Here is a 14,026-nt window from a genome sequence, read left to right as displayed (position 1 = left end):
CCCGAGGCCCCCGGCCCGGCGCGAACGCGACGAGAAGCGGGCCGGAGGGGAAACCCCACGCGAGAAGTGGTCCGGCGGGAAAATCGCCACGTCCCCCGAAGCATCGCGACACCCTACCTGCGATCCCGATATCCGGGGGAATCGAATCCTTCTGCGAATCCGAATCATGACCTTTCGGCTCGAATCAAGACCTTTCGGCTCGAATCAAGGCTCGAATCTCATCATCGGTCGGCTTCGGAGGTGCCAGTGGGGCGTCGGCCGAAGCGCCCGGAGTGCAGCGCGGAGACCCGCGCGCCACCGAACGACTCCGGAGACGACGCCGAGGCCGCAGAGCTGCGACTGAAGCGGCTGGAGATCCCTCTCCCGGGAGGCGCGGCGAGCGTTCTCGACCCGCCCGAACCTCACCAGCGTTGAACGTCGAAGTGCCCGTCCTCGGCCGCGTTCGGCGTGCGACCCTCGATGCGGGCCGAACTGCGGCCCCGCCTGCGGCCCGTCCTGCTGGCCGGATGGCTCCGGGCCGTGCGGGCCCAAGGGTGGGTGCATGCCGAACTACGACGCCTAGGAGGACGGTGTTCGTCCGACGCGCTTTCATCAGGGAGACGAACCGGCCCGGTCGTGCGGAGGCCGGCCGGTGGCCGTTCACCGTGCCGTGCGTCGCCGAACTCGCCGAGCACGGGCTGACCCTCAGCGCGCCGGTGACGTTTCTGGTCGGTGGCAACGGGTCCGGCAAGTCGACCCTCGTCGAAGCCATCGCGGAAGGGTTCCGGCTCGACTCCTACGGCGGCCGGTTGGCTGCCGCACGTGGACGCCCGGACGCCACGAGAACGCCGCTCGGCGACGTGCTGACGCTGGAGACGACCGCGGCCGGAGCGCGGATGCTCGGCGGCCCCCGTTCCCGGAAGCAGGGGTTCTTCCTGCGTGCTGAAACGGCATTCCAGATGACGGAGAACCTTGGTGGGGTTCCGGGTTACTGGCAGGACGACACCGCCGCGATGTCGCACGGCGAAGGTTTCCTGACGATGTTCCAGGCGATGTTCGACAAGCCCGGCTTCTACGTGATGGACGAACCGGAAGCGGCGCTGTCGTTCGACTCCTGCCTGCGGCTGGTCGCGTTGATGCACGAACTCGGCAACAGCGGCGCACAGGTGGTGTGCGCGACGCACTCGCCGATCCTGGCGGCCACGCCGGGCGCGGACATCATTGAAGTCGGCGAGCACGGATTTCGCCGCGTGAAGTGGGATCAGCTCGAACTCGTCGACCACTGGCGCCGGTACCTGGCCACCCCGGACGCCTACCTGCGGCACATCGTCGAATGAGCCCCGCCGACGCGGAGGTCGCCGAGGCGGATCGCCGGTTCTCCGAGTGGATGCGCGGCAACCTCGACCACGCCGCCGGGCACTTCCACGTCACGGTGACCGGCGACCCGGTGTTCGGCTGGCGGCTGCGCTCGATCAGTGCGCCCGTTGACGGCCCCGACGGTCCGCGGTGGCTGCGCGTGGTGTCCGAGCAGGTCCAGTGGGCCCAGGGGGATTGGTGGTCCGGCAATGCCGACGCGAACACCGTCACCGGTATCCGCAAACCCCGCGTGCTCGACTCCGTCGAGTGGGAGATCCCCCGAGGCCCGTCGGCAGCGCGCAGAGCTCATGACCCACGTGCCCGGTCGGCCGTGTTCGAGTACCGACGCCCTGAGGACCGACATCGAGCTGCCTGCGACGTGGTGGGCGGAGCTGCGGCGCAGCCTCGGCGTGATCAGCTCGACCCCGACGGTGCGGATGCGCAAGGACGAACCCGCCATCCGCAAGGCCGTCCACGACGCGCTCGGGCGGTCGATCGAGGTGCGGGAGTGGGAAACCGTGCACGGTGATCTGCACTGGGCGAACCTGCTACACCCCGAGCTCGGCATCCTCGATTGGGAGCTGTGGGGGCGTGGTCCGGTCGGCACCGATGCGGCGTCGCTGTACTGCTACAGCCTGCTCGCGCCCCGCACTGCGGCGGCAGTGCGGGACCTGTTCGCCGACAAGCTCGACAGCGAGAGCGGGCGAACCGCCTTGCTCTGCGCCGCCGCGCGGCTGCTGCACCGGACGGAGATGGGCGACCACCCCGAACTCGCCGAACCGCTGCGCCGCCTAGCGACGTCGCTGTAGCGATGCTCGAACGCACGTTCTCTCGTGCCGCGGGCGGGGGCTCGGCCTGCTCGACGGAGTCGAGGCGGAGCGAGAGGCGGTCGCCGAGGCGCTCAACGGGGCCGGGTGGCCGAGTCCGCCCTGAATCTGCCCTGCGCCGAACCGTCCTCATCGGATGGAAAGATCATCGCTGTGGACTTCCGGCGCAGGTCAACGGGTAGTTGATCCGAGCGCCCCCGGCAGGATTCGAACCTGCGACACCGGCTTTAGGAGAGCCGTGCTCTATCCCCTGAGCTACGGGGGCGTGGTCGACGTGTCGACGGTCGAAGGGTACCGGCCGAGGTGCGGCGGGGGACAGCAGGGCCGGGCCGGAACGGGATCTGCGGGGCGTGGCGGTCGCGTATGGTGAGGAGATCGTCACTGGAAAGCGATACCGGCGCTGCCGGTGCGGTCTGGGCCGGTGCGGTCCGGGGGAGTGGGATGGGCAACGAGAACCGCGGCGACGTCGAGCAGCTCGTCCAGGCCGGGTCGATCGGGCAGGTGCACTTCCACCAGCGGGTTCCGGTGGCGTTGCGCGCCGAGGAGCTGCAGCCGGGGCAGGCCGGTTTCGTGGACCGGGAGGCCGAGCGCGCCGAGCTGGACGCCGCGGTGGCGCGCAGCGGGGCCTACCCGGCCTGCGTGCTGGTCAGCGGCCCGCGCGGCTCCGGCAAGACGGCGTTGGTGCGGCAGTGGATGCACGAGTCGCCGCTGCGGTTCCGGCACCGGATCTACCTGGACCTGCGTGATCGGGACGCCACGAAGCTGGACGTGATCTCGCACTGCCTGCACGCGTTCGGGCTCGACGTCCCCGCCTCCGCCGACGCGGCCGAAGGGCTGTTCCGCAGCTTCACCAGGGAGCACGACGTGGCCCTGGTGCTGGACGACGTCGCGAATCCGCGGGACTTCCTGCCGCTGGTGCCGTCCTCGCCGGGCGGGCTGCTGGTGCTCATCGCGTGGCGGCAGCGGCCCGAGCTCGCCGTGGACGGCGTGGTGCCGCTCGGGTTGCGGCGGCTCGACGCCGAGCCGGGAGTGGCGTTGCTGCGCACCGGCGCGGGCGCTCGGGTGGACGCGGAACCGGAGCAGGCGCGGCGGATCGTGGAGCTGTGCGGCGGGTTGCCGATCGCGATCCGGATCACCGCGGGGTGGCTGGCGAAGTGGCCGACGCGGAAGCTGGCGCGGATCGTGGCCCACCTGGAAGGCGACGGGCGGCTGGAGAAGTTCGTCGAGGACGGCGTGCCGGTGGTGCTGCGGCACTTCGACGAGGTCCTCGCCGAACTCCCCGCCGAGCAGCGCGCGCTGCACCGGCTACTCGGGCACGTCCCGGGACCGACGTTCGCCGCCGACGCCGTCGCGGCGCTCGCGGAGCTCTCCACCGACGACGCCGAGGACCTGCTCGCCGAGCTGCACGAGGCGAACCTGCTGGAGCGGACCGACCAGGACGAATACCGGTTCCACGACCTGGTCCGGCTGCACGCCGAACGGCTGCGCGCCGCGGACGACGGCGCGCTGCGGCGGCTCGTGGACTGGTACCGGGTGCGCGGCGCCCACGCGGACCGCGCGGTGCTGGAGCCGCAGCGGCTGCGGGTCGGGCAGGACGACGCGCTGCTCACCGGGCCGAACCCGTTCACCGACGGCACCGCGCGGGAATGGCTGGACCGGGAGCGGGTCAACCTCGTGCACGTGCTGGCCGCCGCGCACGAGCAGGGCTGGGACCGCGCGGTCATCTCGCTCTGCGACGGTCCGCTGTGGACGGTGCACCAGCAGCACAAGCACTACGCGGACGTGGTTCCCGCGCTGGACCTGGGCATCGGCTCGGCGCAGCGGTGCGGTGACCTGGTCGCCGAATCGCGGCTGCGGACCCTGCGCACGCAGCTGCTGCTGGAGCTGCGCGAGTTCGACGCGGCGCTGGAATCCGGGGAGCGGGCGCGGGAGCTCGCCGAGCGGGCCGGGCACCGGCGGGTCCTCGCTTCCGCGCTGGAGTTCCTCGGCAAGGTGCGGACCGCGCTCGGCGACTGGGATGCGGCGCTGGAACTCCTCGGGCGGTCCAGGGAGATCAACCTGGAACTCGGTAAACCCCGCGCCGCCGCGCTGCAGGAATACCTGCTGGCGCGGGCGCTCGTCGGGCGCGGTGAACCGGCCGCGGCGCTGGAGGTGCTGGCCGCGGCGCGGCACCGGCTCCGGGACTTCCCGAACGACCGGCGCATCCCGGACCGCATCCGCGTGGTGGCCGCCCGCGCGCACCAGGCCCTCGGCCGCCACGCCGCGGCCGTCGAGGAGCTCCGCGCCGCGGAGGCGGCCATCCGCGCCCGCGGCGGTGGCCACGACCTCGTCGAACCGCTCGAACTGCTCGCGGAATCCGCGCGGCACGACGGGAACGAAGCCGCGGCACGCGCGGCCCTGGCCGAAGCCGCGGAGCTGCTGGAGACCGCGGGCCACCCGGACGCCGCCCGGCTGCGCGCGCTGCTGGACTAGTCCGGGAGCGGGACGAACGGGTCCACCGGTTCGGGAACCGCGGGGAACGCGGGTTCCGGCAGCCCCAGCTGGGCGTAGAGCACCGCGCGGAGCCGCGACACCGCCTCGACCGGAGGCAGGAACGCCCGCGCAGCCAGGAGTTCGTGCTCCGCGACCGGTTCCGCCGCCGCCACCTCGGACACCGACGACAGGTGCCGCGCCCGCGCGCCCAGTTCCGCGATCGGCGTACCCGGGGCCAGCTCGTCGGCGCCGAAACCTGCCAGCAGCAGGGGTTTTCCCAACGCCGCCGCGTACAGCGCCAGCGAACCGTGGTCCGCCACCACCACGTCCGCGGCGACCAGCACCGCCCGCCAACCCCGGTGCGGCGGCACCAGCAGCAGCCCCGCGCGCCGGGCCGCACGGGTCCACCGGCCCAGCTGCCAGGCGCTGTGCCTCGCCCAGACGTTCGGGTGCAGCACGAGCGCCACCTGCGCGCCCGGGTCCGCGGCCGTCAGCTCGGCCGCCAGCCCCGGGTGCCGCGCGAACAGCGAGTTCGGGCCCCACGTCGAGCTCACCAGCACCAACCGCCGGTCGCCGACGCCGAGCTCGGCGCGGTACCGCTCCCGCATCGGCAGGCTCGCGCGCAACCGGGCGAAGCACGGATCGCCCACCACCGCGGCGCGTTCCGCCGCGGGCGGGCACGACTCGCGCAGCAGCTCCAGCTGGTTCCGGTGCGACAGTGCCAGGACCGACGGCACGACGCGTCCACTGTGGAGCAACTGCTCGGCGGACAGACCGGAGATGTCCGCCGCCACACCGGAATCCGTCGGGCGCAGCTTGTGGTAGCCCGCGCCGTGCGGCAGCGTCACCACCGGGACGTCCAGCTCGTGCAAGGCGCCGTTGCTGCTCGGCGACACCGCCAGGTCGACGTGCTCCCGCGTCGCGGACTCCCACGGCAGCGAGCGCATCCCCGCCGCGTCCAGGAAACCGCGCAGGTCCGCGCCGAACTGCGAGCCCTCGGCGACCGCGAACCGCGCCTCCACCCGGAAGTCGTCGGCGAGCACGGCGAAGACGTCCTGCAACCGGTCCAGCGCGGTCAGCGTGCGGACGACGCCCAGCACGCGGCGGCGGACCGGGACCGTGGACCAGCGGTCCGCCCGCTCAGCCACGACGCCACCGGGCTTCCGGGCTTCCGGGCTTCCGGGCTTCCGGGCTTCCGGGCTTCCGGGCTTCCGGGCTTCCGGGCTTCCGGGCTTCCGGGCTTCCGGGCCGGATTGTCCCGCAGGGGACGGCAGGTCCGCGCCGGGTGCGGGGTGCGGGGGCGGGGCGGACATGGGCGCCGATCCTAGCCGCCCCGGATCTCCGGCCGGTCCTGCTCCGGGTCGCCGTGATCGGTCTCCACCCGGTTCCGCCCGGCCCGCTTCGCCCGGTACAGCGCGATGTCGGCCGCCGCGAACAGGTGGTCCAGCTTCGCGGGTCCGCCGGCGACGCCGATGCTGACGGTGGGGACGCGGCGCGTGCAGCCGAGCACCAGGCGCCAATCGTGCCGGTCGACGGCCGACCGGATGCGTTCCGCGACGACCGGGCCCGCGTGCCGGGAGTCCTCGGCGTCGTCGACCAGCAGCACCACGAACTCGTCCCCGGCCCACCGGCAGATCAGGTCGTCGGCGCGGCACTCGCGGCGCAGCAGGTGCGCGACCTCCTGCAGGGTCGCGTCCCCGGCGGCGTGCCCCGCGTAGTCGTTGACGTCCTTGAACCAGTCCACGTCGAGCAGCACCAGCCACGGGATCCGGCCCTGCGCCGCGGTCTCCGCCAGCAGTTCGGGTGCTTGGCGCTGCAGGCCGAGGCGGTTCACCAGGCCGGTCAGCGGGTCGCGCACGGCCGCTTCCTGCGCCGCCGTCGCCAGCCGCTGCGCCTGGACGGCGACCCGCCGCTGCTCCAGCGCCTGGCCGAGGCCTTCCTGCAGCGTCTCCACGGCCGCGCTCCCGGCCCGCACCGTGCGGCGCAACGCGGCCGCCTCGCCCACGGCGTCGCCGAGCTGCACGCACACCGAGGCCAGGTCCAGCGAGTACCGCATCATCTGCATCGTGTCGCCGATGCTCTCGGCGCTGTCCAGCGCGCGGCTGGCGAAGGTGCGCGCCGAGTGCAGGTCGCCCTGGTCGCGCCGCACCACCGCCAGCACCCAGTTCGCCACGGCCGTGCAGAACCCGTCCTCGGCCTCCTTGCTGAGCTCCAGCGCGCGCTGGGCGAGCCGTTCCGCCTCCGGCAGCCGTCCGAGGCCGGCGAGGGCCCGCGCGCCACCGGCCAGCGACACCCGGCGCAGCTGGCCCTCGCCGACGAGCAGCAGCGCCTCGTCGAACAGGTCGCGGGCCGTGCCGAACAGCCGTTCCGCGGCGGAGACCTCCCGCGCGACCGACCGGAAGATCAACGCGCTGGCCTGGCGGACCAGGCAGTGCGCCAGCGTCTCCGGGTCGCCCGCCTCGCGCGCCACCTGCACGCTCAGCGACATCAGCTCCAGCGCGGACTCCCGGTGCCCGATGGTCTCCAGCAGGTTGCCGAGGATGCTGATGGTCTGCGCCGCGGACGCGCCGATCGGCTGGTCGGCGTCCAGGTCCGTCCAGCCCTCCGCCGCCAGTTCCAGGGCTTGCGGGATGCGGTTGAGCCGCCAGGACAGCCACGCGCGGTGCACCAGCACCGTCGCCCGGTTCCACTGCTCGCCGACCAGGTTCGTCCCGGTCGAGACGAGTTCGTCGAACGCGACGTCCGCGTCGTGGAAGTGACCGGAATCGAGCAGGGCCCGCACGCGACGATCTTGCGCGGGGATGTGCCCCGACATCAGCGAATCGTCCTGTCGCACGGCGTCTCCGAGATCGTCCTCGTGTCCCGTTCCCCGCGTGTTCAGCTTCAGGCTACCGGGATCGACCGCCCCGGTACTTGTCGTGGTGGACGACGTCCTCCAGCGGCGAGCGCCGCCGCCAGCCGTGTCGTTCCAGGTCAGGGGTTTCGGCGAGGGCGTGCACCGGTCCGATGCAGAGCCAGGCGACGGGCCGGACGCCTGCGGGGATGTCCAGCAGCCCGCGCAGGAACTCCTCCCGGTAGAAGCTGACCCAGCCGACGCCGAGGCCTTCGGCGGTCGCGGACAGCCACAGGTTCTGGATGGCCAGGCACACCGAGTACAGGCCGGCGTCGGCGATGGCGTGCCTGCCCAGCACCGCGGGGGAGCCGCGGTCGGGGTCGTAGGTGACGGCGATGCCGAGGCCGGACTCGACGATGCCCTCCACCTTGATCTTGGCGAAGGTCTCGGCCCGCTCCCCGCTGAGCTCGGCGGCGAAGACGTCCCGTTCGGCGCGCACGTGCTCGCGGAACGCGCGGCGGGTGGCCTCGTCGCGGACCAGCACGAAGTCCCACGGCTGGCTCAGGCCCACGCTGGGGGCGCTGTGCGCGGCGGTCAGCACGCGGCGCAGCACCTCGTCCGGGATCTCGCCGCCGGTGAACTCGTTGCGGACGTCGCGGCGGCGTCGCAGCACGTCGTAGAGGTCGGCGGCGGGCATCGGTTCGGTGGATCGAGCGGTCATTGCCGCAATCCTGCCGTGCTAGACCACCCGAACGTGATGGCGAAGCGCACACCGCCCGCGAGAGCAACCGAGCGGCGCGACCACTGACCAGCACCCCGAACACGAGGACCGAGACCCAGCACCCGCCGGATTCCATCGGCGGTCGCCTGTCAGCGGCGAAGCCGCTGAGCAGCGACCACCAAAGCAACGGGACCACCCGCGGGTTCTCAGCCGCCTTCTCGCGAGGACAGCTTTTTCCCTCGTGGCGGAGCCACTTGGGAAAAAGATCCCGCAGCGAGAAGGCGGCTGAGGTTCCGCCACCCGACCCCGGAGCAAGACGACCCGAGAACCAAGAAAGAGTTCAGCGCTTGGCTGGGGTGGGGTAGGGGAGCAGGGCCATCTCCCGGGCGTTCTTGATCGCCGTGGCGACCTCCCGCTGCTCCTGCATGGTCAGCCCGGTCACCCGGCGGGAGCGGATCTTGCCGCGGTCGGAGAGGAACTTGCGCAGCAGCGCGACGTCCTTCCAGTCCACGGTGACGACGCGTTCCTTGCGCAGCAGGTTCTGCTTGCGGCGGGGCGGTTTGCGTTCGCTGGGCACGGTGCTCACCAACTCGACTTGGTCACGCCGGGCAGTTCGCCGTTGTGCGCGAGCTGGCGCAGGCGCACGCGGGAGAGCCCGAACTTGCGGAAGTAGCCGCGCGGCCTGCCGTCGACGGTGTCGCGGTTGCGCACGCGGGTGGCGCTGGCGTCGCGGGGCTGCCGGGACAGCTCGGCGACGGCGTCGGCGCGCTCCTCGGGGGAGCTGCCGGGGGCGGAGATGATCCGCTTGAGCTCGGCGCGGCGTTCGGCGTGCCGGGCGACGAGCACCTTCCGCTGCTCGTTGCGGGCGATCTTGGACTTCTTGGCCACCGGGTCTTCTCCTCAGCGCTCTTCGCGGAACTCGACGTGCTTCTTGATCACCGGGTCGTACTTGCGCAGCCGCAGCCGGTCGGGGTTGTTGCGGCGGTTCTTCCTGGTCACGTAGGTGAAGCCGGTGCCCGCGGTGGACCGCATCTTGATCACGGGACGGACGTCGTTGCTGGCCATCAGATGCGCTCCCCGCGAGATCGGATGTCGGCGACGACGGCTTCGATGCCGCGCTTGTCGATGGTCTTGATGCCCTTCGTGGACACCCGCAGGCGGATCCAGCGGTTCTCCGAGGGCAGCCAGTAGCGGCGCTGCTGCACGTTGGGCAGCCAGCGGCGGCTGGTGCGCACGTGCGAGTGCGACACCTGCTTGCCGTAGCCGGGTTCTCGCCCGGTCACTTGGCAGCGGATGGACACGAGGGGCCTCCTGATAACGACAGTCGTTTTCAATAAGAGTACCGTGTCGGTTCGGCAGATGAAAACCGTTCCTGATTGGGGCTGCGAGTGGGCACCGAAACCGAACCGTCCGAGGCCGCCCGGGTGCCGCTGGTCGTGGTCGCCGGGCTCGACGGCGAGCACGTCGCCGAGACCGCCGGAGCCGTCCGCGCGACCGATCCGCACGGCACCGCCGTCGTGCACCACGACCTGCGCGAAGTCACCTCCGGCGTGGTCCGCAGGTACCTGCGCCACGGCGACTCCGAACAGCTCACCGTGCTCGAACTCGCCCACGGCTGCGTGTCCTGCACGCTGCGCGAGGACTTCCTGCCGCTGCTGCGCAGGCTCGCCGCCGCCCCCGACGTGCGGCGCATCGTCGTGCGCCTCGACTCCTCCCTCGAACCCGAGGCGATCTGCTGGGCCATCGAGCACGTCGTCGTCGACACCGCCCCGGTCGCCGAGGACGTCGAGGTCGAAGCCGTTCTCACCGCCGTCGACCTGCCCAGCTGGCTCGGCGACGTCAGCGGCGACGAACCCCTCTACGAGCGCGGCCTCGCGGGCAGCCCCGACGACGAGCGCACCGTCGCCCAGGTCGGCGTCGGGCAGGTCGAGTTCGCCGACGCCGTCGTCCTCGCCGGGGACGCCGACCGCTGGCAGACCGTGCGCACCGAAGCCGTCCTCGACCGGCTGACCCCCGCCGCCCCGCGCACCGCGCTCACCGGGCTCGACGTGCCCGCGCTGCTCGCCCGGATCCCCGCCGGAGCCCGGCGCGGCGAAGTCGACGGCGCGCACGGCCCGCTGCTGCGCGGGCAGCCGCCGCTCGACGAGGAATCGGGCGTGTCCGTCGTGCTGTTCGAGCAGCGCCGCCCGTTCCACCCGGAACGGCTGCACGACGCGCTCGACGTGCTGCTCGACGGCGTCGTTCGGACCCGCGGCCGCGCCTGGGTCGCCAGCCAGCCCGACACCGCGCTGTGGCTCGAATCCGCCGGCGGCGGGTTGCGCGTCGGGCACGCCGGGCCGTGGCTCGTCACCCAGATGCCCGAGCAGTGGGCGCAGGTCGATCCGGAACGCCAGGTGAAGGCCTCGCTGAACTGGGACGACTACTACGGCGACCGGATGCAGGAACTCGTCGTCATCGCGCACGAAGCCGACCCCGGCGCCATCCGCGGCGCCCTGCACGAAGCGCTGCTCACCGACGAGGAACTCGCCCTCGGCGAGACCGCGTGGCGCGAACTGCCCGACCCCTTCGGCGAATGGCACGAGGACCCGTGCGCCGACGACGAACCCCAGCAGGCGCCCGCGTCCAGCGAAGGTGACCAGCGCGGGGCATGAGCACCCCGGCCCGCCGGGTAACCCCGGCGGGCGACCGGAACGACCAGCACAGGAGGAGATCGTGAAACCGAACATCCATCCCGAGTACGGCCCCGTCGTGTTCCAGGACCGCTCCACCGGCACCCGGTTCCTGACCCGCTCCACCGCCACCTCGGAGGACACCGTCACCTGGGAGGACGGGCAGAACTACCCGCTGATCGTCGTCGACATCACCGCCGACTCGCACCCGTTCTGGACCGGCAACCAGCGGGTGCTCGACAGCGAGGGCCGCGTCGAGAAGTTCCGGCGCCGCTACGGCGACCGCCGCCGCTGAACCCGGCACCGCTGGGTCCGGCACCGCTGGGTCCGGCACCGCTGGACCCGGCACCGCTGGACCCGCGTCAGCTGGACCCGGCACCGCTTAACTCGGCACCGCTGGGTCCGGCACCGCTGGACCCGTGCCCGCCGAATCCCGGCACCACCGAACCCCGGCACCACCTGATCGAGGAGGAAGAACCGCATGGCCGTTCCCAAGCGGAAGATGTCCCGCAGCAACACCCGGCACCGCCGCTCGCAGTGGAAGGCGACCGCGCCCGAACTGGTGCCGGTCGTCATCGACGGCGAGAAGAAGTTGGTCCCCCGCAACCTGATCCCGTACTTCCAGCAGAAGTGATCGCGGGTCCCCGCGCGTAGGGCGCGGCGGCTTCCTCGCCGCGGGACCGTTCTCCCCGGTGGCCACCCGCTCCCGGTGGAGGGCGCCGTCCCGCGGGGAAGCCGCCGGGAACCCGCTGATCCGCCGGTGCGGCCCTGTGTCGTGCCCGGTGGGCGCGGTCTGCGTCACATCGAGGTGGGCGGCGCGGCGCGCCGGTGCGGGTTCTCAGGTTCATCTCAGAACTACGCGCAACACTGTCCGCATGCGCATCCTCGTCGTCGACGACGACCGGGCCGTGCGCGAGTCCCTGCGCCGCTCGTTGCAGTTCAACGGCTACCAGGTGGAGCTCGCCGCGGACGGTCAACAGGCCCTGGACCAGCTGGCGGACCAGCGGCCCGACGCGATGGTGCTGGACGTCATGATGCCCCGCCTGGACGGCCTGGAGGTGGCGCGCAGGTTGCGCAGCACCGGCGACGACCTGCCGATCCTGGTGCTCACCGCCCGCGACGCCGTGTCCGACCGGGTCGCCGGGCTCGACGCGGGCGCCGACGACTACCTGCCGAAGCCGTTCGCGCTGGAGGAGCTGCTCGCCCGGCTGCGCGCGCTCCTGCGCCGCGCCTCCCCGTCCGCCGACGACGGCGACGAGCTGCCGCCCGCGCTGAGCTTCGCCGACCTCCAGCTCGACCCCGGAACCCGCGAGGTGCGCCGCGGCGACCGGCCGATCAGCCTCACCCGTACCGAGTTCGCGCTGCTCGAACTGCTCATGGCGCACCCCAAGCAGGTCCTCACCCGCAGCAGGCTGCTGGAGGACGTGTGGGGCTACGACTTCCCGACCTCCGGCAACGCGCTGGAGGTCTACATCGGATACTTGCGCCGCAAGACCGAGACCGAAGGTGAACCCCGCTTGATCCACACCGTGCGCGGCGTCGGCTACGTGCTCCGCGAGACCCCGCCGTGACGGCGCCCGCCCCGCCCGCTCCCGACGCCGAGACCGGCGGTACCGGCGACCGCGGCCGGTTGCAGCGGATCTCGTTGCGCAACCGGGTGACCTTGCTGGCCGCGCTGTCCGTGGCGGGAGCCGTGGCCCTGGTGTCCCTCGGCGCGTTCTTCACCGTGCGCGACAGCCTCTACGAGCAGCTCGACGACAGCCTGCTGCGGCGCGCCGTCGAAGCCGAGTCCGGGCCGCTGATCGACGAACCCGCCGGGCTGCAAGGCGTTCCGGTCGCGTTCTACACGGCGGCGAACCTGGAGATCAGCGTGCTCTACCCGAACGGGGCGGAGCTCGCGCCGAGCCAGCGGCCGCCGTCCGGGCCGCTGGAACTCGCCGTGGCGCAGGGGAAGCTGCCCCGCTCCATCCGCACCGACGAGGCCACCAACAGCCGCATCGTGGCGGTGCCCGCCGACAACGGTGCGCTGGTCATGGCGCAGTCCCTCGGCCCCACGAAGGCGACGCTCGCGCAGCTGAGCCTGGTGCTCGTCGTGATCGGCGGGGCGGGCATCCTGCTCGCCGCCGCCGCGGGCACCGCAGTGGCCAGCGCCGGGCTGCGGCCGGTGCAGCGGCTCAACGCGGCCACTGAACGCGTCGCGCTCACCGGCGATCTGCGGCCCATCCCGGTGTCCGGGGACGACGAGCTGGCCCGGCTCACCACCTCGTTCAACGACATGCTGGGGGCGCTCGCCGAATCGCAGGAGCGGCAGCGGCGGCTGGTCGCCGACGCCGGTCACGAGCTGCGCACCCCGCTGACCTCGTTGCGCACCAACCTGGAACTGCTGATGGCCGCTGCGCAGCCGGGGGCGCCCGCGCTGTCCGACCAGGACCGCGAGGAGATGTTCGAGGACGTGCGCGGGCAGATCACCGAGCTCTCCGCGCTCGTCGGGGACCTGGTGGAACTGGCCAGGGAGGACGCCCCGCAGGCCGTGCACGAACCCGTCGAGCTCGTCGACGTCGTGGAGCGCGCGCTGAACCGGGCGCGCAGGCGCGCGGGCCCCGTCGAGTTCGACGTGCGGTTGCAGCCCTGGTCGATGATGGGCGACGCCACCGCGCTGGAGCGGGCGGTGCTGAACCTGCTGGACAACGCCGCCAAGTGGAGCCGGGACGGCGACACGGTGCGGGTGCAGCTCTACCCGGACGGCGCCGGTGCGATCGTGCTGGAGGTCGCCGACGGCGGGCCCGGCATCGCCGAGGCGGACCGGCCGCACGTGTTCGAGCGGTTCTACCGGTCGTCGCTGGCGCGCACGCTGCCCGGTTCCGGGCTCGGGCTGTCCATCGTGAAGCAGGTCGCGGAGCGGCACGGCGGCAGCGTGTGGGCCGGTGCGGCGCCCGAGGGCGGCGCGCTGCTGCGGATGGTCCTGCCGGGGCACGTCGGCTGACCGCGTGCGGCGGTTGAGCCGATCGGCGGCGGCGCTGGGCGGATCGGCGGCGGCGCTGGGCGGATCGGGCGGACGCGCCGTCCCCCGTTCCGCAGCCGCTGGTGCCGCCGTGTGATCCTCGTACCGACCGGAAGCGCCCATCCGGCGCAATCCGTCCGAAAATCCAACAGCATCGAACACCTTTGG

Annotated in this window: 14 protein-coding genes, 1 tRNA gene and 1 pseudogene; 8 read left to right on the top strand and 8 right to left on the bottom strand. The window is 72.6% G+C overall.

All coding sequences use genetic code 11. The annotated features are described in order from the left end of the window. Positions 1-410 precede the first annotated feature (410 nt). Together H1226_RS25360 and H1226_RS28395 are read left to right on the top strand one after the other, a co-directional pair. Complete coding sequence (locus H1226_RS25360) at positions 411-1,316, top strand: AAA family ATPase (protein ID WP_258343441.1); 906 nt, start codon at positions 411-413, stop codon at positions 1,314-1,316. Beyond that, positions 1,313-2,144 (top strand): annotated as a pseudogene (locus tag H1226_RS28395) (phosphotransferase). Before H1226_RS25360 ends, H1226_RS28395 begins: the two are co-directional and overlap by 4 nt. A 210-nt stretch (positions 2,145-2,354) precedes the next feature. Here H1226_RS28395 and H1226_RS25350 read toward each other — a convergent pair. Then, a tRNA-Arg gene (locus tag H1226_RS25350) sits at positions 2,355-2,427 on the bottom strand. Between the two features lie 176 nt (positions 2,428-2,603). On the opposite strand from H1226_RS25350, the gene H1226_RS25345 reads away from it, so the two are divergent. Continuing rightward, positions 2,604-4,634: a tetratricopeptide repeat protein gene (locus tag H1226_RS25345; protein ID WP_258343437.1), complete on the top strand. Its 2,031-nt coding sequence runs from the start codon at positions 2,604-2,606 to the stop codon at positions 4,632-4,634. On the opposite strand, the gene H1226_RS28215 is transcribed toward H1226_RS25345, so the two are convergent. The 7 genes from H1226_RS28215 to rpmB form a co-directional block, all read right to left on the bottom strand. Then, positions 4,631-5,782 (bottom strand): hypothetical protein, encoded by a 1,152-nt coding sequence (locus tag H1226_RS28215; protein WP_309148766.1) that lies wholly within the window; start codon positions 5,780-5,782, stop codon positions 4,631-4,633. The genes H1226_RS25345 and H1226_RS28215 overlap by 4 nt on opposite strands. A gap of 176 nt (positions 5,783-5,958) precedes the next feature. After that, positions 5,959-7,449: a GGDEF domain-containing protein gene (locus H1226_RS25335; protein WP_258343435.1), complete on the bottom strand. Its 1,491-nt coding sequence runs from the start codon at positions 7,447-7,449 to the stop codon at positions 5,959-5,961. Positions 7,450-7,522: 73 nt separating this feature from the next. Beyond that, positions 7,523-8,188, bottom strand: a complete 666-nt coding sequence (gene bluB / locus H1226_RS25330) for a 5,6-dimethylbenzimidazole synthase (RefSeq protein ID WP_224963098.1) — start codon at positions 8,186-8,188, stop codon at positions 7,523-7,525. A gap of 340 nt (positions 8,189-8,528) precedes the next feature. Beyond that, a complete protein-coding gene (rpsR, locus tag H1226_RS25325; protein ID WP_258343434.1) occupies positions 8,529-8,774 on the bottom strand; it encodes a 30S ribosomal protein S18 in 246 nt (81 codons plus the stop codon). Continuing rightward, positions 8,771-9,076, bottom strand: coding sequence for a 30S ribosomal protein S14 (rpsN, locus tag H1226_RS25320; protein ID WP_224963104.1), 306 nt, complete (start codon positions 9,074-9,076; stop codon positions 8,771-8,773). The genes rpsR and rpsN overlap by 4 nt, the downstream gene beginning before the upstream one ends. 12 nt (positions 9,077-9,088) lie before the next feature. Continuing rightward, entirely contained in the window at positions 9,089-9,253 is a 165-nt protein-coding gene (gene rpmG, locus H1226_RS25315) for a 50S ribosomal protein L33 (protein WP_224963106.1), read from the bottom strand. Beyond that, entirely contained in the window at positions 9,253-9,489 is a 237-nt protein-coding gene (rpmB, locus tag H1226_RS25310) for a 50S ribosomal protein L28 (RefSeq protein ID WP_224963108.1), read from the bottom strand. Before rpmB ends, rpmG begins: the two co-directional genes overlap by 1 nt. A 75-nt stretch (positions 9,490-9,564) precedes the next feature. On the opposite strand from rpmB, the gene mrf reads away from it, so the two are divergent. The 5 genes from mrf to H1226_RS25285 all read left to right on the top strand — a co-directional run bounded on the left by mrf (position 9,565) and on the right by H1226_RS25285 (position 13,840). Then, positions 9,565-10,839 (top strand): ribosome hibernation factor-recruiting GTPase MRF, encoded by a 1,275-nt coding sequence (mrf, locus tag H1226_RS25305; protein WP_258343427.1) that lies wholly within the window; start codon positions 9,565-9,567, stop codon positions 10,837-10,839. Positions 10,840-10,900: 61 nt separating this feature from the next. Beyond that, positions 10,901-11,152 (top strand): type B 50S ribosomal protein L31, encoded by a 252-nt coding sequence (locus tag H1226_RS25300; protein ID WP_224963330.1) that lies wholly within the window; start codon positions 10,901-10,903, stop codon positions 11,150-11,152. A gap of 186 nt (positions 11,153-11,338) precedes the next feature. Further along, entirely contained in the window at positions 11,339-11,491 is a 153-nt protein-coding gene (gene rpmF / locus H1226_RS25295) for a 50S ribosomal protein L32 (RefSeq protein WP_224967884.1), read from the top strand. A 241-nt stretch (positions 11,492-11,732) separates the two neighbouring features. Further along, a complete protein-coding gene (locus tag H1226_RS25290; RefSeq protein WP_224962883.1) occupies positions 11,733-12,428 on the top strand; it encodes a response regulator transcription factor in 696 nt (231 codons plus the stop codon). Continuing rightward, positions 12,425-13,840, top strand: coding sequence for a sensor histidine kinase (locus H1226_RS25285; protein ID WP_258343409.1), 1,416 nt, complete (start codon positions 12,425-12,427; stop codon positions 13,838-13,840). The genes H1226_RS25290 and H1226_RS25285 overlap by 4 nt, the downstream gene beginning before the upstream one ends. The last annotated feature ends 186 nt before the right edge of the window (positions 13,841-14,026 follow it).

The sequence above is a fragment of the Saccharopolyspora gregorii genome (assembly GCF_024734405.1).
In the GTDB taxonomy this organism is placed as follows: domain Bacteria; phylum Actinomycetota; class Actinomycetes; order Mycobacteriales; family Pseudonocardiaceae; genus Saccharopolyspora_C; species Saccharopolyspora_C gregorii.
The sequence above is the reverse complement of the archived record's forward strand: the minus strand, read 5'-3'. Positions and strand labels throughout refer to the sequence as shown.